Source organism: Clostridium septicum (assembly GCF_003606265.1).
Classification (GTDB): Bacteria; Bacillota; Clostridia; order Clostridiales; family Clostridiaceae; genus Clostridium; species Clostridium septicum.
Genome location: NZ_CP023671.1, coordinates 1,357,820 through 1,383,530, shown reverse-complemented (window position 1 = coordinate 1,383,530; position 25,711 = coordinate 1,357,820). Strand labels below are relative to the sequence as shown.

The 25,711-nt window shown below is 28.0% G+C and carries 22 protein-coding genes; 19 read left to right on the top strand and 3 right to left on the bottom strand.

Annotated features, from left to right (window positions below; translation table 11 throughout):
- Nucleotides 1-9: 9 nt before the first annotated feature.
- The 3 genes from ftsH to CP523_RS15945 all read left to right on the top strand — a co-directional run bounded on the left by ftsH (nt 10) and on the right by CP523_RS15945 (nt 4,708).
- Nucleotides 10-1,929 carry an ATP-dependent zinc metalloprotease FtsH gene (ftsH, locus tag CP523_RS06085; RefSeq protein ID WP_066675101.1) on the top strand — a complete coding sequence of 640 codons (1,920 nt, stop codon included), beginning with the start codon at nt 10-12 and terminating at the stop codon, nt 1,927-1,929.
- 130 nt (nt 1,930-2,059) lie between these two features.
- A complete protein-coding gene (locus CP523_RS06080) occupies nt 2,060-4,165 on the top strand; it encodes a HelD family protein (protein ID WP_120140683.1) in 2,106 nt (701 codons plus the stop codon).
- 378 nt (nt 4,166-4,543) lie between these two features.
- Nucleotides 4,544-4,708 (top strand): hypothetical protein, encoded by a 165-nt coding sequence (locus CP523_RS15945; protein ID WP_162925960.1) that lies wholly within the window; start codon nt 4,544-4,546, stop codon nt 4,706-4,708.
- Nucleotides 4,709-4,850: 142 nt separating this feature from the next.
- On the opposite strand, the gene CP523_RS06075 is transcribed toward CP523_RS15945, so the two are convergent.
- On the bottom strand, nt 4,851-6,200 hold the full coding sequence (locus CP523_RS06075; RefSeq protein ID WP_066675096.1) for a methyl-accepting chemotaxis protein: 1,350 nt from the start codon (nt 6,198-6,200) through the stop codon (nt 4,851-4,853).
- Nucleotides 6,201-6,379: 179 nt separating this feature from the next.
- Nucleotides 6,380-7,462, bottom strand: a complete 1,083-nt coding sequence (locus CP523_RS06070; protein WP_066675093.1) for a PRK06851 family protein — start codon at nt 7,460-7,462, stop codon at nt 6,380-6,382.
- A gap of 435 nt (nt 7,463-7,897) precedes the next feature.
- Between CP523_RS06070 and CP523_RS06065 the strand changes: the two genes are divergently transcribed.
- The 6 genes from CP523_RS06065 to CP523_RS06040 all read left to right on the top strand — a co-directional run bounded on the left by CP523_RS06065 (nt 7,898) and on the right by CP523_RS06040 (nt 12,521).
- Nucleotides 7,898-8,737, top strand: a complete 840-nt coding sequence (locus tag CP523_RS06065; protein WP_120140682.1) for an ABC transporter substrate-binding protein — start codon at nt 7,898-7,900, stop codon at nt 8,735-8,737.
- A 51-nt stretch (nt 8,738-8,788) separates the two neighbouring features.
- On the top strand, nt 8,789-9,472 hold the full coding sequence (locus CP523_RS06060; RefSeq protein WP_120140681.1) for an amino acid ABC transporter permease: 684 nt from the start codon (nt 8,789-8,791) through the stop codon (nt 9,470-9,472).
- Complete coding sequence (locus CP523_RS06055; protein WP_120140680.1) at nt 9,459-10,181, top strand: amino acid ABC transporter ATP-binding protein; 723 nt, start codon at nt 9,459-9,461, stop codon at nt 10,179-10,181. The genes CP523_RS06060 and CP523_RS06055 overlap by 14 nt, the downstream gene beginning before the upstream one ends.
- 182 nt (nt 10,182-10,363) lie before the next feature.
- Entirely contained in the window at nt 10,364-11,134 is a 771-nt protein-coding gene (locus CP523_RS06050; protein ID WP_120140679.1) for a hypothetical protein, read from the top strand.
- 131 nt (nt 11,135-11,265) lie between these two features.
- Nucleotides 11,266-12,102, top strand: coding sequence for a MurR/RpiR family transcriptional regulator (locus tag CP523_RS06045; RefSeq protein ID WP_066675078.1), 837 nt, complete (start codon nt 11,266-11,268; stop codon nt 12,100-12,102).
- 182 nt (nt 12,103-12,284) lie between these two features.
- Nucleotides 12,285-12,521: a hypothetical protein gene (locus tag CP523_RS06040; RefSeq protein ID WP_162925959.1), complete on the top strand. Its 237-nt coding sequence runs from the start codon at nt 12,285-12,287 to the stop codon at nt 12,519-12,521.
- A gap of 410 nt (nt 12,522-12,931) precedes the next feature.
- On the opposite strand, the gene CP523_RS06035 is transcribed toward CP523_RS06040, so the two are convergent.
- Nucleotides 12,932-13,954: an IS6 family transposase gene (locus CP523_RS06035; RefSeq protein ID WP_120140473.1), complete on the bottom strand. Its 1,023-nt coding sequence runs from the start codon at nt 13,952-13,954 to the stop codon at nt 12,932-12,934.
- Nucleotides 13,955-14,078: 124 nt separating this feature from the next.
- On the opposite strand from CP523_RS06035, the gene murQ reads away from it, so the two are divergent.
- From murQ to glpK, 10 genes are all read left to right on the top strand, one after another.
- Nucleotides 14,079-14,984, top strand: coding sequence for an N-acetylmuramic acid 6-phosphate etherase (gene murQ / locus CP523_RS06030; RefSeq protein ID WP_120140677.1), 906 nt, complete (start codon nt 14,079-14,081; stop codon nt 14,982-14,984).
- A 33-nt stretch (nt 14,985-15,017) separates the two neighbouring features.
- Entirely contained in the window at nt 15,018-15,335 is a 318-nt protein-coding gene (locus tag CP523_RS06025; protein WP_066675071.1) for a PTS lactose/cellobiose transporter subunit IIA, read from the top strand.
- A 72-nt stretch (nt 15,336-15,407) separates the two neighbouring features.
- Complete coding sequence (anmK, locus tag CP523_RS06020) at nt 15,408-16,556, top strand: anhydro-N-acetylmuramic acid kinase AnmK (RefSeq protein ID WP_120140676.1); 1,149 nt, start codon at nt 15,408-15,410, stop codon at nt 16,554-16,556.
- A gap of 4 nt (nt 16,557-16,560) precedes the next feature.
- Nucleotides 16,561-16,950: a hypothetical protein gene (locus CP523_RS06015; protein ID WP_120140675.1), complete on the top strand. Its 390-nt coding sequence runs from the start codon at nt 16,561-16,563 to the stop codon at nt 16,948-16,950.
- A 157-nt stretch (nt 16,951-17,107) separates the two neighbouring features.
- A complete protein-coding gene (locus tag CP523_RS06010; protein WP_066675068.1) occupies nt 17,108-17,416 on the top strand; it encodes a PTS sugar transporter subunit IIB in 309 nt (102 codons plus the stop codon).
- A 77-nt stretch (nt 17,417-17,493) separates the two neighbouring features.
- On the top strand, nt 17,494-18,759 hold the full coding sequence (locus CP523_RS06005) for a PTS sugar transporter subunit IIC (protein WP_341466919.1): 1,266 nt from the start codon (nt 17,494-17,496) through the stop codon (nt 18,757-18,759).
- Between the two features lie 75 nt (nt 18,760-18,834).
- The gene (locus tag CP523_RS06000) at nt 18,835-19,929 is read left to right on the top strand and encodes a DUF871 domain-containing protein (protein WP_066675065.1); all 1,095 of its coding nucleotides are present in this window, start codon (nt 18,835-18,837) and stop codon (nt 19,927-19,929) included.
- A 16-nt stretch (nt 19,930-19,945) separates the two neighbouring features.
- Nucleotides 19,946-20,893, top strand: coding sequence for an N-acetylglucosamine kinase (locus tag CP523_RS05995; RefSeq protein ID WP_120140673.1), 948 nt, complete (start codon nt 19,946-19,948; stop codon nt 20,891-20,893).
- A gap of 175 nt (nt 20,894-21,068) precedes the next feature.
- A complete protein-coding gene (locus tag CP523_RS05990) occupies nt 21,069-23,612 on the top strand; it encodes a tetratricopeptide repeat protein (RefSeq protein ID WP_120140672.1) in 2,544 nt (847 codons plus the stop codon).
- Nucleotides 23,613-24,032: 420 nt separating this feature from the next.
- Nucleotides 24,033-25,529 carry a glycerol kinase GlpK gene (gene glpK, locus CP523_RS05985; RefSeq protein WP_066675056.1) on the top strand — a complete coding sequence of 499 codons (1,497 nt, stop codon included), beginning with the start codon at nt 24,033-24,035 and terminating at the stop codon, nt 25,527-25,529.
- Nucleotides 25,530-25,711 lie beyond the last annotated feature (182 nt).

The following is a 25,711-nucleotide window of genomic DNA, read 5'->3' as shown; positions in this document are numbered from 1 at the left end:
ATAAGTGTTATGAATAAAAATACAGATGATAATAAAGATAAAAAAAGGCAACAGACTATTTGGTATGTAGTTGCAGCATTCTTATTTATATATGCATTTAGTTCAACTAAGAATATGATGACAACAGAGGAGATAAGTTATAATAAATTTTTAACTATGATTGAAAATAAAGAAGTTCAAGAAGTAGTTTTATCCTCAAGTGAAATTCAAATAATTCCCAAAGAAAATGAAGGCAAAAAATTCGGAAAAAAAATATTATATACAGGAAATGTTAATGATCCAGAGCTTGTTAAGACTCTTAATGATGCAGGAGTGGATTTTAGGTCAAAGCCGGTAGAGAATAATTTTATTGTAGATTTTATTATGATTTATATACTTCCAACCCTTTTTCTATTTTTCCTATTTAAATTTGTAATGGGAAAAATGAGTAAAAAAATGGGTATGGGTGGTCCTATGATGGGACTTGGAAAAAGTAATGCGAAAATTTATAGAGAAAATGATATTAAAATAACTTTTAATGATGTGGCAGGTCAAGATGAGGCAAAAGAATCATTGAAAGAAATTATTGATTACTTAAACCATGCAGAAAAGTATAAGGAAATTGGAGCAAAATTGCCTAAGGGAGCCTTACTTGTTGGTCCTCCAGGAACAGGTAAAACATTACTTGCAAAGGCTGTAGCAGGAGAAGCTCATGTACCTTTCTTCTCAATATCAGGTTCAAACTTTGTAGAAATGTTTGCTGGAATGGGAGCTGCAAAGGTAAGGGATTTATTCCAAGAAGCAGAAAAAAATGCTCCTTGTATAATATTTATAGATGAAATTGATTCTATAGGAAAAAGTAGAGATTCACAACTTCAATCTAATGATGAAAGAGAGCAAACATTAAATCAATTATTAACTCAAATGGATGGATTTGATTCATCTAAAGGTATAGTTATTTTAGCGGCAACTAATAGACCAGAAATATTAGATAAAGCTCTTTTAAGACCAGGTAGATTTGATAGAAGAGTTATAGTTGATAGACCAGATTTAAAGGGGAGAATAGCTATATTAGATGTTCACTCTAAAGATGTAAAGCTTGATGAAAGTGTAAACTTAGAAGAAATAGCAAAGGGAACTCCAGGAGCAGTAGGAGCAGATCTTGCTAATATGGTAAACGAAGCAGCGTTAAGAGCAGTTAAACAAGGTAGAGATACTGTGCTTCAAGAAGATTTACAAGAAGCTGTAGAAGTTATAATTGCAGGTAAAGAAAAGAAGGATAGAATACTTTCACCTCTTGAAAAGAGAATTGTGGCATTCCATGAAGTTGGTCACGCTTTAGTTGCAGCTATGCTAGAAGGAACAGATCCTGTTCATAAAATAACAATAGTTCCAAGAACAATGGGTGCACTAGGATATACTATGCAATTACCAGAAGAGGAGAAATACTTAGTTTCTAGAGATGAACTTATAAATCAAATAACAGTAATGTTAGGTGGTAGAGCTGCTGAGGAAGAGGTATTTAATTTAATTTCAACAGGGGCATCAAATGATATAGAGAGAGCTACTAAAACAGCTAAGAGTATAGTTACTATATACGGTATGAGTGAGAGATTTGATATGATGGCTTTAGAGTCAGTACAAAATAGATACCTAGATGGTAGAGCTGTAAGAGAATGTAGTGATCAAACTTCTACTTTAATAGATGAAGAGATTTTGAGTATAATAAGAAATTGCCATAAAAATGCAAGAAAATTATTAAATGATAATAGAGATTTATTAGATGAGATCTCAGAATATCTACTAGAAAAAGAAACTATATTTGGTGATGAATTTATGGAATTTGTATTTGGAAAATATCCAGAACTTAGAGCTACTAAAGGTAAAAAGGAAGAAGATTCAGATTTAGGAAATGTGATTGATGTAGTTTTAGATATGGATAAGGAATAGAAATTGCAAAAGAGTAATAAAGAGATATAGAATAATAATAGTAAATTAAAGATAAATGGACAATGGAGGTTAAAGACAGCCATTGTCTATTGTTTATTAAAAATTTATTTGTAAAAAGGAGAAATATCTATTGGATAGAATAGAATTTTTAAAAGAAGAACAAAATTTAGAAGAAACTTTAGAAGTTTTAAATGCTGAAATATTAAATTATATTGATAAAAGAAAGGGTATAGTTGATTATATTCTTGATTATAGAAAGAAGTTTGTTGAAGAATATAAAGATGATGAAGATAAGTTAATAGAGTATTTTGATCATGAAAGATATGTTAAAGAAGAAGCATATAGGACTATAGATAGAAAATTATCAGAGTTTACAAAGCTTAAAGAGTCACCTTACTTTGGAAAAATTATATTTACAGATGAAGGTGTAGCAGAGACAGCTTATATAGGAAGATATGGATTAACACCAGAAGGAAGTTACGAACCTAAAATAGTTGACTGGAGAGCTCCAGTGGCATCATTATTCTATAAAGGAATGTTAGGTAAAACAAGTTATAAATCACCTGTAGGAGAAATATCTGTTGATATATTAGGAAGAAGACAACTTATGGTTAAAAAAGCAAAGTTAGAAGGATATTTTGACTCTGATGTAAATGTTCAAGATGAAATTTTGCAAATGGTACTTTCTTCAAACTCAGGGGAAAAGCTTAGAGATATAGTTATGACTATACAAAAGGAGCAAGATGAAATAATAAGAGCTGAAAGAAACAAAATTGTTGTTGTAAATGGTGTAGCAGGTTCAGGTAAAACTACTATAGCATTACATAGAATAGCATATCTTCTATATAATTATAGAGAACAGCTTACAGATAAGGTACTTATATTAGGACCAAATGATATATTTATGGATTATATATCAGAAGTGTTACCAACTCTTGGAGAAACAGCAGTTAGGAATGAAACATTTTTATCATTTGCATATAAAGAAATAGGATTAGAAGAACCAGTTGTAGGATTAACTGCATATTTAGAAGAAGTGCTTAAAAATAATGAAGAAGCTATAGAAGAGATAAAATATAAATCTTCAAAAGAGTTTATAGAATTCTTAGATTTTAATATTGGAATTTTTGAAAATCAATATTTTAAACCAGAAGCAGTTAAATTTTTTGGAGAAGAAATAGTTGGATTAGAAGAAATTGAAGAGTTATTTAATAAACATTATAAATATATGCCTTTATTTAGAAGAGGACAAAAGATAAAGAGGATTTTAATTTCTAAAATAAAAGATAAGAGAGATGAAAAGGTAAGGGAGATAAATAAAGATGCTAAAGAAAAGTTAGCAAGTTTAACTCCAGAACAGTTACTTATAGAAGAAAATAACATAGAGTTCCAAAGAAGAATAGCTATAAGAGAAGTAGTTAGAGAAGTTATGAATGCTAGGCTAAGATTAGATGCATGGATAGAAAATGATAGTATAGTAGACATCTATAAAGAACTTGTAAATAAAAATGTTTTATCATATTTAGATTTACCAGCTATATTATATTTAATGGTTAAGCTTGATGGTAAAAAGGTTAGAAATGAGATAAAACATATAGTTGTGGATGAAGCTCAAGATTATAATTATTTACAGTTCCTAGTGCTTAAAGAGTTAACAGGATGTAAGAGTTATACTATAGTTGGAGATGCTAATCAAAGACTTATAAAGGCAGAAGAAGTTCCAGCAATGCTTAGATTAAAAGATTTATTTGGAGGTTTTGTTAATCTTTTTGAATTAAATAAGAGTTATAGATCAACATTCCAAATAATGGACTATGCTAATAAAATTTTAGATGAAAATGCAATTGTTCCATTTGTTAGAAAAGGTGAATTTGATGTTTTAGAAACTTCAGTACCAGCAGAAGATAAAGAAGGTTTAATAGATGTTCTATTAAATTTATTAGAGGATTATCAAGAAGAGAATTTTGATAATGTTGCTGTAATAACTAAGGATAAAGAAGAATTAAACAAAATAGCAAAGGATTTAAAATCTAAAATAAATATTCTTGCTTTTGATAGCGAAGACGTAGTATATAGAGGGGGAAAGGTAATTGTTCCTTCATATTTTGCTAAAGGTCTTGAATTTGATGGAGTTATAGTAGTAGACTTTGATGAAAACACAAATGATTTAATAAAATATATTATGTGTACAAGAGCTTTACATAGATTATCTGTAGTTAAAGTTAAAAATAAATAAAATTTATTTAATAATTTAAAAAGTATTATTTCATGTTTAGTAATGTGAAATAATACTTTTTTATTCTATTTAATAATATATTTTTATGAATTATAAGGTTTAAGTTTTATTTCTTGTACTCCTGCCAAAGATCCTACTTTATTTGTTATTAAAGCACAATATTTTTCATTATTAACTTGGAAAACAGGAATTGAGGATTTAGAGATAACTTTACAATTAACACTTTGTTTTTTTTAGAAATTTAGAACAGTAGAAATTATATCTTCTGTACTAGTTATTTTAGAGTCAAGTTTAATAGTTATGTTTTTCGTAGTAAACTTCCTTGAAGAAACTGTTAGGAAATTGAAGTGAAATTTAAACAATTATGAAATTATATAATTGTTCAACAGGTTATATGAACTAAAGTTAAATAGTTATAATAGTAGTGGAAATAATGGGAATAATTCATTCTTATCAAATACAGATGGACAAAATCCAGCATTAGCCTTAGTAATAGAATCATTACTATCAATGACTGGAGCAGTAACTATAAAAAGAAAATAAGTTAATATATTAAGGTAATATAGAGTGTATAAATAATTTTATATAAGGTTAAGAAAAGAATTTATGTAGTAAGGTTGGATGGCAATAGCCAATCCAACCTTATTTTTATATGTATTGATAAATATTATGTATAATTATTTACTTAAACAATATGTTCTTTTAAATCATTTATTAAATGTATTATTGTGCTGGAAATACCTGTCATATTATTTAAATGAGTATAACAGCCATCAATATTTTTTTGTCTATAACATTTAACTGCATTACTAGCTTCTTTATGTAATTCTATATGTACACCTTCCAATTTTCTAAAGGAAAAAGTTTTAGTTATGTTAGGATCTGTTTCGTTATAAAACCATTTACCAAGGGCACAGTCTTTATAATTAGATGCATTATTTTCATTTATGTCTTCCAATCCTAAAATCATATTATATATTTTCCATCTCCAAAGAAGATGATCAACTACATAAGTATCTAATTTTTCTGATAAAGTTAAATTATTACTATCAATTTGTTTCATTCTAATATTATTAGAGTAATCACTAGTTTTATTAATTTTATCTGCTACATCTTTACACATATTATCTAAAGTAATTTGGAATTCAGCAATATTAGTTAATTTATCTGCTATCATACTTGTAGTTGCACTTTGTTCTTCAGATATTGCAGATATATTACAAAATTCTTCATCAATTTCTTTTATAGATTCAATTATGTTATTCATATATATAGGTATTGATTCCATTTTGTTAATTCCAGAATTAAGATCTTCTATAGTAACGTTTGTATGTCCTAAAGTTTCGTTGGTGCTATTACTTAACTCTAAAATATCATCTGATATTGTTTCTACTGATTTTTTTGTGTATTCAGCTAAATTTTTAATTTCATTTGCTACAACAGTAAAGCCTTTACCACTTTTTCCAGCTCTAGCAGCTTCAATTGATGCATTTAGAGAAAGTAAAGAAGTTTGATTAGCTATTTGTTTTATTATTCTAACTATTTCATTTATATCATTAACTTTTTTTGCAACTAAATTAATATTTTCTTTTATTTTAAAAACATTTGATGAAGAGTTTATTATATAGTCAATTATATTATTAATTGATTCCATACTATCTATAGCTTCATTTTTAACATCAGTGGAATGTTGTGAGACATTTTCAATAGATAATGCTACATGTTCAGTAGTAGATGCAAGTTCTTCGCTGCTTGCTACAATAGATTGAATTATATCTTTTTGACTAGAGGAATTAGATAACATATTATCTATAGAATCAATTTCCATTATATTTTTTACTATATCATTAATGCACATAACAGAGGTATTATCATAATATGAATTTAATAAAATATTTAATGTTTCAATCAAACTTTTATCATAAAAATCATCACAGGATAAAAGTTTTCTTTCACTAATTTTTTCGAGTAAAATTTTATTTAAATTATAATTAGATGCTGATATTTCTATGTTCTTTTTTCTTTTAAAAATCATTTTTTAATCTCCTTTGTCGAATAAAATTAAAATACTTATACATAATATAATTAAATTAAAAAGAATTCAATAAAAAATAAAAGAATTTTAAAAAAATCTGGTTATAATTAAATAATTTGTAATACTTAATAAGCTTATTATTTCTATTTATAAATAATAAGCTTATTAAGTATGATTAATTATTCATATTTTTCAATTTTTGAAATTACATTATCATAAATAGTATTACAAACGTCGAAATCTATAGCATCAATATAGAATTTTTCTAAATCATCATGAAGAGCATGAGCTTCAGTTAAATAAGATAAACCTTTTTTTATTAAGTCATAGAAAACCTTACTATCGTATTCTATATCTGATTTATTTTTAGCTAAAACATTTGCTTTGCAGAAGTCTTCTATATTATATACTTTACCAGAGAAAGCAGTTTGACTAATTTCATTTTCTGTAAGAATACAAGTTGATAATTCAGGAATAAAAACATGTTCGATTCTATCAGGAATGAATGGATCATGTAGATACTCTACAAAATAACCCTTTTTTTGAGCAGTCTTACCTATTGCCTTAAGAATATGACTCTTACCAAATCCAGGACCACCTTTTAAAACAAACTTATTATTAAATTCAGATGAAAGATCTTTTACAAAAGTAATGATTCCGTTAGGAGTAAAGGAAGTTCCAAATATATGCCTTTCATCACCATACCCAGTTTTTTGATTTATAAAAATCTCTTCTTTTAAACTTTCGGTTATTGTGTCTATTTTATATGAGTCCATAGCTTCAGCATTTAACTTACACCAGTCTTCATGTATAGATTTTGCAGCTGCAAAAAAACTATAAGCTCTTTTAAATTTGCTGCTTATTATTTTACTAAGTTCAATTATTTCTTGTTTATTTTTAGAAATAATATCTTGATTCATTGCATCACCCATGTTTAAAACTTCATCAATAGCTATAGGATAAACAGGATCTACTATATGAGGTGCTGTACCGTCCATTAAAGCTATTTTTAAATCTTTTATAACTACAGCATCTAAAGAAGCATCATCTGAAGAACAATGATGATATTCAATTGTATATCCTTTATTTTGAAAGTATTTACCTATTTCTTTCATTAAGTGGGATTTACCAGTTCCAGGACCACCCTTTATACAAAAAACTCTATTTGCAGTTTCTTTATTTATTATATAGTCGAAACATGAATAAAAGCCTCTAGAGGTATTAGCCCCAGGAAAAAGATGTCTTTCTTTTAAGTTACTCAATATTACCACTCCTAATACATTTTATATTCAATAAACAGTATATGATTAAAGTTAAAAAAAGTAGCCTATGTATGAAAAAATACATTAATTTCAGAAAATATGCAATGTGCATAATTATATGTCAATGCATAATTATAAATATATATACATTTTTAATGAATATTAATTAGTATGGAGTTTTTAAAGGGAATATTAAATGTTTCAATAAAAACTAGCAATATATTATGTTAAATCAGATTATTATAGAGATGTTTATTTAATATAAGTATCAAGAGATTATAATTTAAAAATGAATATTAAGTTGTAAATATAAAAAATAGAAAAAATTTTTTATAAAAAAGTATTGCATAAATATAAAGATATAATGTATAATTATGCTACAGTAATTGAAAGAAGTTAATTTTATATAGAACTATTAAGAGGGGGATATTAAAAATGAAAAAAGGAATATTAAAGAAAATATTAGGAGCTGCAATGGTAAGTGTTATGGCTGTAGGATTAATAGGATGTGGAAATAAAGGAGATTCTAATAAAGCTGAAAAGGACATGCTTGATGTCATAAAGGAAAATGGAAAACTTGTAGTTGGTTTAAGTGCAGATTATGCACCTTATGAATTCCATGCAATGATAGATGGAAAGGATACTGTAGTTGGTTTTGATATTGACTTAGCAAAAGAAATAGCAAAGGATATTGGAGTTAAATTAGAAATAAAGGAAATGGAATTTGATTCTTTAGTTACAGCCCTTCCAGCAGATAAAATAGATATGGTTATTTCAGGAATGAATCCTGATGAAGAAAGAAAAAAGGTTATAGATTTTTCAGATATATACTATACTTCACATCATGGAGTAGTCGTTAGAGGAGAGGACAAGAACAAGTATAAGAAAATAGAAGATTTAGAAGGAAAAAAAATAGGTGCTCAATTGGGTTCTACACAATCTAAATTAGCACAAGACAAAATTAAAAATGTTGATCTTAAACAACTTTCAAATGTAAATAACTTAATATTAGAGCTTAAAACAGGAAAGGTTGATGCGTTAATTGTTGAGGTTCCAGTAGCTGAGATGGCTATAAAATCAAATTCAGACTTAGTTCTTGGAGATATTAAATTTGAAGAAGAAAGTGGTGGAAATGCAGTAGGAATTAAAAAAGGTTCTCCTAAGTTAGTTGAATCAGTAAACAACACTATAAAGAGACTTACAGATAGTGGAGAATTAGATAAATTTATTATAGATGCAAATAATTTATCAGCAGAACAGGCAGAAAAAAATTAACCTATGAGTTAGAATACGTTAGGTATTTTTAAATAAAAAAAGGGGGTTACAATTTTGAATTTAGATTTTAGTTTTGTATCTAAATATTTACCAGTATTTATAGATGGTGCAAAGATAACGTTAGTAATATCATTTATAACAGTTTTATTCGGAGTTTTATTTGGATCAGTTTTATTCTTTATGAAGAGCTCAAATATTCATATTGGAAAATTTAAGCCTTTAAAAATAATAGCATCTATTTATATAGAAATAGTAAGGGGTACTCCTATGCTATTACAAATTCTTATGGTTTATTCAGGATCAAAAATGATTTTTGATATAGATATAAGTGCCTTTGCATCAGCAATAATTGCAATTTCATTAAATTCAGCTGCATATGTTTCAGAAATAGTAAGAGCTGGTATAGAGGCTGTGGATAAGGGACAATTAGAAGCAGCAAGAAGTTTAGGTATGACACAAGCTATGGCTATGAGATTAGTTGTTATCCCTCAAGCAATTAGAAATATTTTACCTGCAATAGGTAATGAGTTTGTTACTATAATTAAGGAATCCTCAATGGCATCTGTTATTGGAGTTGGAGAGCTTATGTTCTCAGCAAAGGTTGTAACAGGAGCTACTTATTTGGGATTTGAGCCACTTATAATAGCAGCAGTATTTTATTTTATTATGACTTTCTCATTAGGAAGATTAATGAGTTATATAGAAAGGAGGTTGAAGGTAAGTGATTCACGTTAATGATTTACACAAGAGTTTTGGAAAAAATGAAGTTTTAAAAGGTGTTAGTGAGCATATTAAAAAAGGTGAAGTTGTTGTTGTAATTGGGCCTTCAGGCTCTGGAAAAAGTACATTTTTAAGATGCTTAAATCTATTAGAACAACCTACTGATGGTGAAATTATATTTGAAGAAAAGAGTATTACAAATAAGAAAGCTAATATAAATAAAATAAGAGAAAAAATGGGCATGGTATTTCAACAATTTAATTTATTTCCTCATAAAACAGTATTAGAAAATTTAACTATGGCTCCACTAAAGGTTAAGAAATCTTCAAAGGTAGATGCAGAAAAAAAAGCATATGATCTTTTGGAAAGAGTTGGACTATCTAGTAAAGCTACTGCTTACCCAGCATCATTATCAGGAGGACAAAAGCAAAGAATAGCAATAGCAAGAGCTTTAGCAATGGAACCAGATGTTATGTTGTTTGATGAACCTACTTCAGCTTTAGATCCTGAAATGGTTGGAGAAGTTTTAAATGTTATGAAGGGTTTAGCTAAAGAGGGAATGACTATGGTAGTTGTAACTCATGAAATGGGATTTGCAAAGGAAGTTGGAGATAGAATTTTATTTATGGATGGAGGAGTTATAGTTGAAGAAGGAACTCCAGAAGAAATATTTAATAATCCTAAAAATTCTAGAACTATAGATTTTTTATCAAAGGTACTTTAGAAATATAAAAGCTATGAATTTATTCTTTAAAATTCATAGCTTTTATATTTTATTTAATATTTTAGAAAGTTATTTAAAAATTTAATAAAATTTACAGAAAATAACAGGTAAATATTTAGTAATAACATGATATAATTTTTTATATATAACAGGAATGTGAGAGGGGTAAAGGATATAATTATATGAGTAAAAAAATATTAGGTTTAATTATAATAGGGTTACTAAGTTTAAATATTGTAGGGTGTGGGATAAAAAAAGAAGTATCAGAAACAGAACAAGGGATAAATTATAATAGCTATATTCCTAAGGCTGGAGAATCTTTAGAAAATAAAATTATTTTACCTAAAGATATAAATATTGATAATAATTATGAAATAGTTGATTTAGAAGGAAGAAATAATGCAATTTCAAAAAACTACTTAGAAGGTTTGAAAGTAGTTAAAGCATTTTCTAGCGAGAATTCTATAGATTTAAAAAATACAAAATTTATAAATGATGTATTAACTGAGAGCTCAGAAAATGAAGAGATAAAAAAATTGTTAAGTAGATTAGATAATGTTGAAGCTATGCAATATTTTAGTGAAAATGAAGGTATTAATGTTGATTTAAGCATTAATATTCAACCAGCACGTTTAAAGGAATATTCATCAGTAGGAGCTTTTACTTTTGCAGATGTTACGTATAAAGCTTCTATTGAAAATATAGATAAAAATTTTAAATTTAAAGGTTCTAAACTAGATGATTTTAGGGGAAAAATACTTAAATCAAGAAGTGAAGCTTATGTAGATAATTTAGATTATGATACTATAGATAAATATGTAAGTGGTTATTTTCATGGTAAATATGATAAATATATAATTTTCTTTAACAGACTAGATGAAAATAGTTATGAAAGGATTAAAATTGACAATAACAATATTTATTATAAATTTATATATGATCCTAAATTTTAAAAATATAATAAAAGAGAATTGTGTTAATTTTATTTGATATGTTAAAATGGAATTAAAATTTTATTAATATATATTAATAATTATTTACAAATTATAAAAAATGAAAATTTTTAGGAACAAAGGGGAATGTTATGAGCTGTATATTTAAGATAAAAGAGGGATTTAATAGTTTTACTAATACTGAAAAAAAATTGGCTGAGTATATATTAAATAATAGTAAAAAAGTAGTAAGTTTATCAGCTCAAGAGTTAGCAAAGAATGCAAATATATCTCCAGCAGCTGTAGTTAGATTTTCTAAGAGTTTAGGGTATAAGGGATTTACAGCTTTAAAGGTAGATTTAGCTAGAAATAGTGGAGAAAATGAAAAAGAAATAGATATTACAATAGAGCCAGATGAATCAACAGAGGCCATAGTAAAAAAAATAGGAAAATCTAATACTAACACTATAAAAGAAACTTTAAATTTAATAAATATAGAAAAAATAAGTAGTGCTATAGATATTTTATGTAATGCAAAAAATATATATTTATTTGGAATAGGTGCATCAGGATTAGTGGCTATAGATTTTCAATACAAACTTTTAAGAATAAATAAACAAGTTGTATATCAAAATGATCCACATATTCAATTAGCATCATCAGTACACATAGGATCAGGTGATGTTGCTTTAGGAATAAGCTATGGTGGGGAGTCTAAAGAAGTTAATTTAGGTATAAAAAAAGCAAAGGAAAATGGGGCTAAAACAATTGCAATAACAAAGTATAATAAAAATACTTTATCTAAGCTTGGAGATATAGTTTTATATTTACCAAATGAAGAAAAAGAATTGAGATTAGGCGCTATATCATCAAGAATAGCTGCTTTAACATTAACAGATATATTATTCTTAGGTATTGCTAGAGAAGATTTCTATACTATGGAAGAACATCTTATAGATACAAGGGAAATGATTCAACAATTGAAATAATATTTTATTTATAAAGGGATATGTATCAAAATTAAGTTGGTACATATCCTATTTTTTATTTTCTATATATATTATTGTGTATGAAACATCTAAGTTAGCCTAAATTTTCATTAAAAAATACCGAAGTTTATAGAACCTGGAGAAAACAATTAGAAAATGCAACACCAGAACAAAGACGTGGGATGTTAAGATTAAGTTTTGCTTATGAGGAGTTTATGAATCCTGAAGAATATGGTTTAAGTGGTAAAGGATATTCTAAAGCAAGTATGCCTAATAGTTTAAGTGGATATTTAGATTTTATGAAAGATATTAAAAGATATATAGAAAAGTATAATATTCCTTCTATGGATGGAGGTTTATATGAAAGTATGAGGAATACAGCAGATGACTTTGAGTCAGAATTAAAAAAATACATATAGAGATATTTATATATAAGAATTAATTTAATATTAGTTAAAAAAGAGGATTCAAAAATTTGAATCCTCTTTTTGTATTATTATCAAAAATTATTTTTATGTAGTCTAATATATTTTAAAAATTAAATATATATTAGATTAATTGTAAATACTTTTATAAGGTAGAAGAAAATCATGTTACTGTTTACAGAAATAAAGTTACAAATAAAATAAAAAAATATTGAAATAAAATTCAAAAAGTGTATAATAAAATTATAAATTGAATCTGTTAAGTTGATATGAAAAAATAGCTTGATTTTTCATAGAATTACTTGCTCTTTGAAAATTATATAAGTTTGAATGTTTTATTGTATGGCAAATAAGCCTACAATAGCATTGATTTTTTGCAGGTTAATCAAAGGTATTAAATTTAATTAAGATGCTGAAAACCAAGAGTTTTTAGCAAAGCTATCGCTGGCGAAGCCGGCAACTTCTGCTGGAGTACAGTTATTTAATGATCCATGTGGTCTAATAAAGTTATAGTGAAAGATAAATAAATATATAAGGTTATTAGCTTTTTGAAAAGAGTTGAATCCTTTCTTGGTTTTATACCAGGCTTTAAATGTTTTATTAAATGATTCAATTAAATTATTATTTGTATCACTAGACATTGGAGCTACAGGAATATGAGTTGTATTGGGCAATAGCGTAGCCACGGCTTCATTATATGAAGGTAATCTATCAGTTATAAAATTAGCTGGTTCACCAAATTTTTTAGCTTCATTTACCAATGCGTATGCTGAATCAGAACTTCTAGATTTAGTTAAATGAAATGCTAAAATAAATCTAGTTTCTGAATCAATAGCTAACCAAAGGTAGTATCTTTCACCATTAATAAATACTACTGTTTCATCAGCGTGCCAATCGTCAGATTGTAAGTTTAAACTAGCTTTAAATTTATCAGCCTTTTGTTTAAAGAAAGGTGCAAATTTATTAGTCCAACTGGCTATCGTGACATGAGATACTTTAATTCCAGAGTTAATCATCAAGAATTGAGAAATGGCTCTTGTTGATGAATTATTTAAAAAATATAGTGTTAATGCAGTTAGTATTACATGTAGCGGAAAACGCATTCCTTTCATTGAAAGGGAACCACTAACTAATTCACTAGAAGCTGTATCAATATTGGTGGTGTGATGTTTTACTATTATGTGATTACACTTCTTGTTATTGCACTTATAGCGATTGTAATGTTTATATGCATGATGTAAGTAAGTTCCCTTACCGCATCTAGGACATTTAGGATTATTTAGTTTAGGACGTCCGTCACCGTCGCCTAGGACGAATTGGCGCTTACACTGCTTACATTGATACTTTTGTTTAGCCTGCTTATTCATACCAAACTTATATAGTTTATCAGAATTACAGCGTGGGCATTTTATATTAGTTTTGCTCATTGTTCTTCTCTCCTTTTCGAAGGGGGTATTATTTAGTCTTGCAAACCTATTGTATTTCCTTGGGTTGAGAAGAGCAATGTTCATATAACTTAACAGATCGTATAAATTAGGTGGGAGGTACAGCATGAAAATCAATTTAACTAGATTAGATACTGAAAAAATTAATGATAATAGCAAAAATATAGATAAGCTTAGTACAATAGACATGCTGAAAGTTATAAATGAAGAAGATAAGAAGGTAGCTATAGCAGTAGAAAAAGTATTACCTAATATTGCTTTAATTGTAGATGAAACTTATAAGAGAATAAAAAATGGAGGAAGGCTAATTTATATAGGTGCAGGAACTTCAGGAAGACTCGGAGTTTTAGATGCATCTGAATGTCCACCTACTTACGGGGTAGATTTTGAATTAGTTCAAGGAATAATGGCTGGGGGACAAAGTGCTATATTTAAAGCAAAAGAAGGGGCGGAAGATTCAAAGGAACTTGCTGTTGATGATTTAAAAGATATAAATTTAAATGAAAATGATATTGTAATAGGACTAGCTGCTTCAGGTAGAACTCCTTATGTTATAGGTGGCTTGGAATATGCAAATGAAATTGGAGCAGGGACAGGATCTATATGTTGCGTACAAAATGCAGAAATATCAAAGGTTGCTAAATTACCAGTAGAGGTTATTGTAGGAGCTGAAGTTGTAACAGGATCTACCAGAATGAAATCAGGAACAGCACAAAAATTAATATTAAATATGATATCAACTGGAACAATGATAAAACTTGGGAAAGTTTATGGAAATCTTATGATAGATGTAAGACCTACAAATGAAAAATTAGTTGAAAGAAGTAAAAATATAATTATTAATTGTACAGGAGTTAGTAGAGAAATTGCTACAGAAATTTTTGAAAAAAGTGGTAGGGATGTTAGAGTGGCAATATTTATGGCTTTAACAAATTTAAATAGAGAAGAAAGTATAAAATTACTAGAAGAGAATGAAAATAATATATCTAAAGCACTAGAAAAGATAAATTAAATTTTTATTTAAAGAATTTAGGAGGAATTAATCATGAAAGAAAATATGGAAATGATAATATTTGAAATAATAAATCATGGAGGAACAGCAAAGGGATTAGCTTATGAAGCTTTAATGGCAGCCGAAAAGGGAGAATTTGATAAAGCGGAAGAGTTATTAAAGGAAGCAGATGTTTCATTAGCAGAAGCACATAAGGTACAAACTGATATAATACAAGCAGAAGCAAGAGGAGAAAAAACAGAGGTTTCAGTATTATTTGTACATGCACAAGACCATTTAATGACAGCAATAGAAGCTAAAACTTTAATTGAGCATATAATTAAATTACACAAAAAAATAGCTAGTATGTAATAATATTTAAAACACCACTAAAAGTTAATATACTTAGTGGTGTTTTATGTAATATATTAAGAGGAGGGGCTTATGTATAGTGTAGGATTAATGTCTGGAACTTCATTAGATGGAGTAGATGCAGCTTTAGTTGAAATAATAGATTATGGAATAGATACAAAAATAAAATTAATGGAATTTATTACACTTGATATTCCAAGAGATATTAAAGAAGAAATAAAATTATCATGTCACGAAGAAAAATCTAGTGTTGATTTAATATGTAGTTTAAATTTCAAGTTAGGATATTTATTTAGTAATGCAGTTAAGGAAGTATGTAAGAAGGCTAAATTTTCTTTAGAAAACTTAGATTTTATAGCGACTCATGGACAAACTATATATCATATACCCAAAAAAAGAGGAAGTTTAATTCCTTCAACAATGCAAATAGGAGAGCCAGCAATAATAGCTTATGAAACAGGGGTTAAGGTAATTTCTAATTTTAGAGTTATGGATATGGCAGCAGGAGGAGAAGGAGCTCCTTTAGTTCCTTTTAGTGAGTTTGTTTTATATGGAAGTAGAGAAGAAAGCATAGCACTTCAAAATATAGGTGGTATAGGCAATGTAACCGTTATCCCTAACACAGGTAACATTAATGATGTATTTGCATTTGATACAGGTCCTGGAAATATGATTATAGATGATGTATGCCAAAGATTATTTGGGGCAAGCTATGATGAGGATGGGAAATTCGCTTCAAAGGGAATGGTGAATAACACTATGTTAATAGATTTAATGAGTCATCCATATATTTTATCTAAACCTCCCAAAAGTACAGGCAGAGAGGAATTCGGGCAAAAATACGTTGATGAGATTTTAGAAAAATATAAAATGTTAAAATCAGAAGATATTTTAGCTACAGTAACTATGTTTACAGCAAAATCAATAAGCGAAAATTATAAAAAGTTTATATTATCAAAAGTTAATTTAAAAAAAATAGTTATAGGAGGTGGAGGAGCTCATAATAAAACACTTTTAAAATATATAAAGGAAGAATTACCTAATATTAAAATAGTAACACAGGATGAACTGGGTTTTTCCTCAGACGCCAAGGAAGCTATAGCCTTTGTTATCTTAGGTAATGAAACATTAAATGAAAGTTTTTCTAATGTACCATCAGCAACTGGAGCTACAAATAAAGTTATATTAGGAAATATTACACCTAGTCCAATTAGGAGGTAAGTTTATGAGTAAAAAAAATAAAGCTAGAAAAAACAATAATGGATCAAGTATTGCTAACAAAAATGTATATAAGTCACCTGTAAGTGAATTAAGTGCAAGAAAAACAGATTATGACATACCTACTTTTGGATTTAAAAGTGCATTACTTTTAGTTGCAGCAGCTGTTTTAGGATCTATAATAGTGCCATTTATATTATCATTATTTGGAATTAGTAAAGAGTTAGGAGTTGTATTAGGTAATGCAACAATAACAAGTTTTGCAGTTCCATATTCTAGATTTTTTATAGAAACTAAGAGAGGGTTTTGTAAAAAGTTTTGGATGACTTATGGTATATTTGCTTTATCATTTGGAGTTATAAGTTATTTTTGGATGTATCTAGGAACATATATGTAAAAGTGTTTGAAATTTTATTTCAAAAAAATAATGATAAAATTGAAAAAATATATTGATTTTTAGAGCGATAACACTTATAATTAGTATATAAAGTGAAAATGATTACAAAAGGTTGAATTTTTATTAAATAAGTTATTAATTTAGGAGGATTTAAATTATGAAAGTATTATTTGTATGCTCACAAGGAATGTCAAGTGCAATAGCTGTAAATGCTTTAAAAAAAGAAGCAGAAAAAAACGGAATAGACATGGAAGTATTAGCAGTAAGTACTCAAGAGTTTGAAGAAGAAGTTAAAAATGGATATGATGTTGCAATGGTAGCACCTCAAGTTAGACATCGATTTGATTATTTAAAAGAATTCGCAGAAAATGCAAATGTACCATGCGCATTAATTCAACCACAAGCATATAGTCCATTAGGTGGACCAAAATTACTTAAACAAGTTAAAGAACTAGCTGGAATGTAATAAAATTACAAGAAAGCAGTTTGCAATTATACAAATTATTTTATAAATAAGTAAACAAGAGGGGATGAATAAGAATGATGGAAAAATTCGCTAACTTCCTTGATACGAAGTTATCTACTCCAATGGCAAAACTAGCAGAGCAACGTCATTTACGTGCTGTGCGTGATGGAATTATTGCAACATTACCTTTAATTATTGTAGGATCTCTATTTATAATAATAGGAATACCACCACTACCACAAGATTGGGCTTTAACTCAGTTTTTAAAATCTAATGCAGGAACAATAATGCTACCATATCGTATGACAATGTATATAATGACTTTATATGCAACTTGGGGAATTGGGTATAGTTTAGCTAAATCATATAAATTAGATGGAGTTACAGGAGGTATCCTTGCAGCTATATCTTTCTTATTAACAATAGTACCTCAAAGTGTTGAAGGAGCAGGTTGGATGATGCCAATGGCTAACCTTGGCGGAGGAGGTATGTTTGTTGGTATATTAACAGCAATCTTTGCCGTAGAAGTACTAAGGTTTACAACTGTTAAGAATTTTAGAATTAAAATGCCAGAACAAGTTCCAGCTTCAGTTGCAAGATCATTTGAAGCATTAACACCAACAGCAATAGTAGTTATCGTTATGGCATCAATTTCTTACTATGCAAGTTTTGATTGGCATGGATTTATAGGTAAAATAATATCACCATTATTATCAGCTACAGATACATTACCAAGTGTTTGGATATTAATAATATTAGTTACTTTCTTCTGGTCATTTGGTATTCATGGTGTATCAATAGTTGGATCAATAGCAAGACCATTATGGTTACAATTATTAGATCAAAATACAGCAGCTGCAGCATCAGGAGAAACTATATTACCAGCAATAGCAGCAGAACCTTTCTTCCAATGGTTTATATGGGTTGGTGGATCAGGTGCTACTATAGGACTAGTTATATGTTTAGCTTTATTTGCTAAATCAGCTTATGGTAAGCAATTAGGAAGAGCAGCTTTAATTCCAGGAATATTTAATATAAATGAACCAATTATATTTGGTGCTCCAATAGTATTAAATCCAACATTAATAATACCATTTATAATTACTCCATTAGTAACAGGAACTTTAGCTTGGTTTGCAATGAGTATGAACTTGGTATCAAGGGTTGTAGTTACTGCACCTTGGACATTGCCTGGACCAGTAGGAGCATTCCTTGCAACAGGTGGAGATTGGAGAGCATCAGTATTAAACATATTATGCATAGTAATAGCAGTAGTTATATACTATCCATTTGTTAAGATGTATGATAAAAAATTAAAAATAGAAGAAACTGCAGAAGCTTAAAATATTAAATAACAAAGTGGTGAATAATTTCACCACTTTGTTTATAAACAAAACTATTAGTTAGAGGTGAAGGAAATGAGGAAACTAGGAATATCAATTTATCCAGAAAAAACTAGTGAAAAAGAAATATATGATTATATAGATAAAGCAAGCAAATATGGGTTTAGTAGAATTTTCTCATGTTTACTTTCAGTTAATGATACAAAAGAAAATATAATTAAAAAATTTAAAGGAATAAATGAATATGCAAAAACAAAGGGATTTGAAATAATTGTAGATGTAAGTCCAAGAGTTTTTGATGAATTAGGTGTTAGTTATAAGGATTTAACTTTTTTTAAAGAGATTGGTGCAGATGGGCTAAGGTTAGATGCAGGATATACAGGTTCAGAAGAGTCTTTAATGACTTATAATGATGAAGGTTTAAAAATAGAAATTAATATGAGTAATAACACAAACTATATAGATACAATAATGGATTATAAGCCAAATAAGGAAAATTTAATAGCGTGTCATAATTTTTATCCACATAGATATAGTGGATTAAATTTTAATCATTTTATTAAATGTACAGAAAGATTTAAAAAATATGGCTTACGTACAGCTGCATTTGTAACAAGTCAAAATGAAGAAACATTTGGACCTTGGCCAGTAACGGATGGATTACCGACTTTAGAAATTCATAGAAATTTACCAATAGATGTTCAGGCTAAACATTTGATAGCATTAGGAAACATAGATGATATTATAATATCAAATTGTTATCCAACAGAGGCTGAATTAAAAAGTTTAGCATCTATAAGAAGAGATATGGTAACATTTGATATAATTTTAAATGAAAAGACTCCAGAAGTAGAGAAAAAAATTTTATTTGAAGAAAAACACTTTAATAGAGGAGATTTCTCAGATAATCTAATTAGATCAACACAAAGCAGAGTAAAATATAAGGGTCATAAATTTGAATTATTTAATGCTCCTGAAATAATTAAAAAGGGTGATGTAGTTATTGAAAGTAGTGAATATGGTCATTATGCAGGAGAATTACAAATAGCTTTAAAAGATATGGTTAATAGTGGTAAGTCTAATGTGGTTGCCCATATAAAAGAAGATGAATTATTTATTTTAGATTTTATTGAACCATGGCAAAAGTTTAATTTTAAGCTATATGAATAGTATGGAGTATAAAACTATGTATTTTTTAGGTATAGATGGAGGAGGAACAAAAACCTCTTTTACTTTAATTAATGAAAAAGGTAATGTTATACATAAGACTACAATGGGAACTTGCCACTATAACCAAATAGGTTTTGAAAAATTAGAAATTCTTTTAAAAGAAGGGTTAGAGAAAGTTCTAAAAGTAGCTAACATATCTAAAGGTGATATAGCTCAAAGTTTTATAGGATTAGCAGGTTATGGAAGGGTAGAAGAAGTTCGTATAAAAATAGAGGAAGTAGTTAAAAAAGCTTTTGAAGGTGTAAATTATATTTTAGGAAATGATGTACAAGTAGCAATTGCAGGGGCACTTAAAGGACAAGATGGAATAAATATAGTATCAGGAACAGGATCAATAGCATTAGCATTAAAAGATAAAGAGTTAATAAGAGTAGGTGGCTTTGGACCAGCTATTGGAGATGAAGGTTCAGCTTATTGGATAGGAAAAAAAGCATTACAATTATTTAGTAAAGAAGTCGATGGAAGAGCTAAAAAAGGATGTTTGTACAATATATTTATAAAAGAGCTTTCTTTAAAAGATGATTATGAAATAATTTCATATGTAAATGATAGAATTAAATGTGATAGAGGAGAAATAGCAAAGCTTTCCAAACTTTGTTCTCTAGCTGCTTTAGAAGGAGATGAAGAAGCCAGTTTAATATTTAAAGAAGCTGGAAAAGAGCTTGCTGAAATGGTTAAGGTTTTACTAAAAAACTATGGAGATGAAAAAGTTCTTGTATCATATACAGGAGGAGTATTTAAATCTGGAAAACTTATTTTAGAACCAATAAGAGAAAATTTAATGAAATATAATGTTAAATTAATAGATCCTATTTTGTCACCTGATTTGGGAGCATGTCTATTAGCGTATATGGACCTTGGTTATGAAGTTAGTAATGAGTTAATAGAAAATATGAATAAATAATACTTTGAAATAGCTTTATTAATTAGACTTTGGAAATTAAATCTAAAGTTTAATTAATAGAGCATTTTTTTATAATTATAAAGATAATTAAGGTATAGTTTTTATTGTATTAATAATATCAAAATTTTAATAATACAATAGTATTAATCTTAGAAATCCAATTAGTGAGGGGAGAATGAGATATAGATTAGACTATGGCTTTTTAAAACTAGAATTCAGAGAGTTATATACAAAAATTCAAGAAATTGAAGAGGAAGAGGATCTAGAAAAATCATATAAAAAGATAATAAGCTTATTACAAGACATTTTAACTATAATCTGTGTAAAAAATAGTTTGTTTTATCATAGAGATGCTTATATTTCAGATAGCATTAAAGTTCTTGCAAATGATGAGATAATTCCTTATGAGGTTATGTGTACTTTATCAAATTTTATTGATGATATTAGCTACCTTAAAGATATAAATTCAAAGTTGAAAAAATCATCTCAGAATATAAGTTTAGAGGATAAATTCCCTACTTTATATGAAGTATTAGTTTGGTTAGTTATAAATTGTGGAGAAGAAGATTATTCTCTCTTTTATGATAAATTAAATGAAGGAGAGAAAGCAGTTTTTAATAAGTATTTATATAAGAAGATTTTTAGTAAAGAGGAAGAAATAGAAGATGAAATTATATATAGTATGGACAGTGATGAATTTGACCTTAATTTAGATATTGATCTTGATGATGTAGAGTTAGAGGAAACATTTCAAGAAGAATTATCTGAAGAAGATGAGCCAGGAAGTGCTTATTTACTAGAAGGTGAGATTCATTATTTAGGTAAAGGTGTAGAAAAGAATTATTTTAAAGCAAGGGAATTTTTTGAAAAATCTGCTGAAGAGGGAAATGAAGATGCACAAGCTTATTTAGCTTTATTTTATGAAAAAGGATTAGGTGGAGCAAGAGATGTAGATAGAGCAATATATTGGTATAAAAAATCTGCTTTAAAAGGAAATTCCTTTTCTCAATATTCTTTAGGGTATATATATTTTTCAGGTGAAAATGTAGAGAAAAATTTAGAGTATGCATTTCAATGGTATAAAACTGCTGCTGAGAATGGATTTGCACCAGCTCAATATGCTTTATCTTATTTATATAAAAATGGTGAAGGTTGTGGAAAAAATATTTTCAAGGCATATTACTGGTTAGAAGAATCAGCAGAAAATGACTTTGAGGATTCTTATTATGTTTTAGGTCAATCTTATTTAGAAGGAAGTTATGTTGAAACTGATTATAAAAAGGCATTCTTTTATTTATCTAAGGGAGCTAATAAAGGAGATAAAAACTGTATTGAAAGTTTAGGGGATATGTATTACTGGGGTTTTGAAGTAGATGAAGATAAAGAAAAAGCTTTTAAATTATATAATAAAAGTATAGAAAAAGGAAATACAAATCTTTATTATAAGCTTGGAAAAATGATTGAGGATGAAGGTAATAGAGAAAAAGCTATGGAGTATTTCTTAAAGGGACATGACAGTGGTGATCTAAGAGCTACTCAAAAATTAGGTATAGTTTACTATAATGGTGATGGAGTAAAAAAAGATATAGATAAAGCTTTAGAATATATGAAAATTGCAGCTAGTACAGGAGAACATCATGCCCTTTATGTACTTGGAGTTGCAAATTTAGAAAAAGATAGGTTATTAGGGATTGATTATTTAAAAAATGCATATAAAAATGGTTCAGCACTTGCAGCAGAAGCTTTAGCTAGTGAATATTTAGTAGATGTATTTAATGAAAAGGAGATCAATGAAAAGGAACTTTTAGAATATATAGATATAGCTATGGAGAATGATATAGGGGAAGCTTTTTATTATTATGGATTAATCTACAATAATGGTATAGGAGTTAAAAAAAGTAATGAAGAGGCTTTTAAATATTTTAAGATAGCTGCTGAAAGAGGCTGTGAAAAGGCTATGATAAAACTCGGAAATTGGTATAAGCATGGGATATATGTTAATGCCAGTGCTAAAGATGCTATTAAGTGGTATAAGAGGGCTGCAGAGGAATATAATACTGAAGCTATTTTAAATATAATAGAAATATATGAAAAAGGTATTGGAATAAAGAGAGATTTTGATAAAGCTTTTAAAGCTGCAAAGCTTCTTAGAGAAGCAAATGTTGTAGAAGGTAATTTAAAACTTGCTTATTATTATATGGTTGGAATAGGGACAGAAATTGATTTAGAGAAAACAACTATTTATATACAAGATACTATGGAGTTAGATGAAAGAAAAACTTTAAATTTTTTAGGAGAAATAGCAGAAAGACACATGTTAGGATTCTCAGATGAAGATGCAATAGAGTTCTATTTGAGATCAGTTCAGTTAGGTTACGTAAAAGCTTATGCTAATTTAGAGTATATTTTGTATAAGGGTAATAAAGATATAAATATATATTCAGAGTACTTTGAAGCTATAAAGAATAAGAGAAATAATATAGAGCAAGGCAAAAGCATATATGTAAAAGGAAAAAAGCTTGTGGAAAAGGGTAAATTTAGATTGGATAATAATCTTATAGAAATAGGAATAAGAGAAATTGAAAAAAGCATAGCATTAGGATTTTATCCAGGTATAATAGATATTTTAAGTTATTATGAATCTCTAGAGAAAACATCTGATAATTTAATACACCTATATAAAACTAAGCAAAAATTAATATATTATAATTTAATTTAATAGATCCCCAATATCATTAAGTGTAAGCTTATTTTTGATATGGGGATTTTATATTTTAAAATAGTTAATTTAATAACAATAATAAGAAAGAAATTTAGTGGTTTAATAAATAAATACAGTACATAAAGTAGACATAATACTAAAAAAATGTTAAAAAAATATCTTAATTGACATATCTATCCATAGATGTAATAATAAAGTCATGCAACGGGTTAAATGTTTTCATAAGTTGCTATTAATAAATTAAAAAAATCACTAATAATATAAATTTAATATTAATTTCTACAACAGAAAAGAAATATAAGGGAGATATAAAATTTTAATTAATCGATAGCGACTTTAAGATTAATAAATGTATATCTAAGTATTTCGAATATTGACTTTTAATGATTAGCAAATAATTTGAGGGGTGTATGTAGAATGAAAAAATATATTGTAGCCTTAGATCAAGGAACAACAAGTTCAAGAGCAATTATTTTCGATAATGAACAAAATATATTAGGGGTAAGTCAAAAGGAAATAACACAAATCTATCCAAAAGAAGGTTGGGTAGAACATAACCCAATGGAAATTTGGGCAAGCCAATATGGAGTTCTTCAAGAGGTAATGGCAAAAACTAATATAGATCAGGAAGAGATTGCAGCTATTGGTATTACAAATCAAAGAGAAACTACTATTGTGTGGGACAAAAATACAGGTGAACCAATATATAATGCAATTGTTTGGCAATGTAGAAGAACTGCTGAAATTTGTGATAAATTAAAAGAAGAAAATGGGTTAAGTGAATATGTAAATGAAGCTACAGGGCTTATAATAGATGCTTACTTTTCAGGAACTAAAATTAAATGGATTTTAGATAATGTTGAAGGGGCAAGAGAAAAAGCTGAAAGAGGAGATCTTCTTTTTGGTACAGTAGATACATGGCTTGTTTGGAAGCTTACAGGTGGAAAGGTTCATATAACTGACTATACGAATGCTTCGAGAACAATGCTTTATAATATAAATAAACTAGAATGGGATGAAAAAATATTAAAAACTTTAGATATTCCAAAATCAATGCTACCAGAAGTAAGAAATTGTTCAGAAATATATGGATACACTAACCTAGGAGGTAAGGGTGGATATAGAGTACCAATAGCAGGTATTGCTGGAGACCAACAAGCAGCTTTATTTGGACAAGCTTGCTTTGAAAAGGGATCAGCTAAAAATACTTATGGTACAGGCTGCTTCTTGCTTATGAATACAGGAGAAGAAAAGGTTACAAGTAAAAATGGTCTTTTAACAACAATTGCAATAGGTCTTAGTGGAAAAGTTCAATATGCATTAGAAGGATCAGTATTTGTTGGTGGAGCAGTAATTCAATGGGTTAGAGATGAGCTTATGCTAGTTAATGATGCTCAAGATACTGAATATTTTGCAAAGAAAGTTAATAATAATGGTGGTGTATATATAGTTCCTGCTTTTGTTGGATTAGGGGCACCACATTGGGACATGTATGCTAGAGGAGCTATATTTGGATTAACGAGGGGATCTAATAGGAATCATATAATAAGAGCAGCACTTGAATCTATTGCTTATCAATCAAAGGATGTTTTACATGCAATGGAAGAAGATGCTGGATATAGAATTGAAAGTTTAAAGGTTGATGGTGGAGCAAGTAAGAATGAATTCTTAATGCAATTCCAATCAGATATTATAAATACAGAGGTTACAAGACCTATAATTACAGAAACAACTGCACTTGGAGCTGCATATTTAGCTGGCTTAGCAGTTGGATATTGGAAAGATAAAGAAGAAATAGCTAAGTCTTGGTATGTAAGTCAAAAGTTTGAGCCAAATATAGATGCAAAAGAAAGAGAAAGACTTTATACTGGATGGAAAAAAGCAGTTTCAAGAGTTAAGAATTGGGAAAAATAATCAAAATTTCCTGAAAACGATTGACAAGGTTAATTATTTGTGTTAGTATTTATTTATAAAATAAAATATTAAGTGTTAAGAGAAGTAGAGTCAAGCACAAAATTTAAGGGTTTTTAATCCTTAGTTTGAGCTTGGCTTTTTTATTATTTAATTTAGAAAGTCGCTATCGTAAGTTAAAGGCA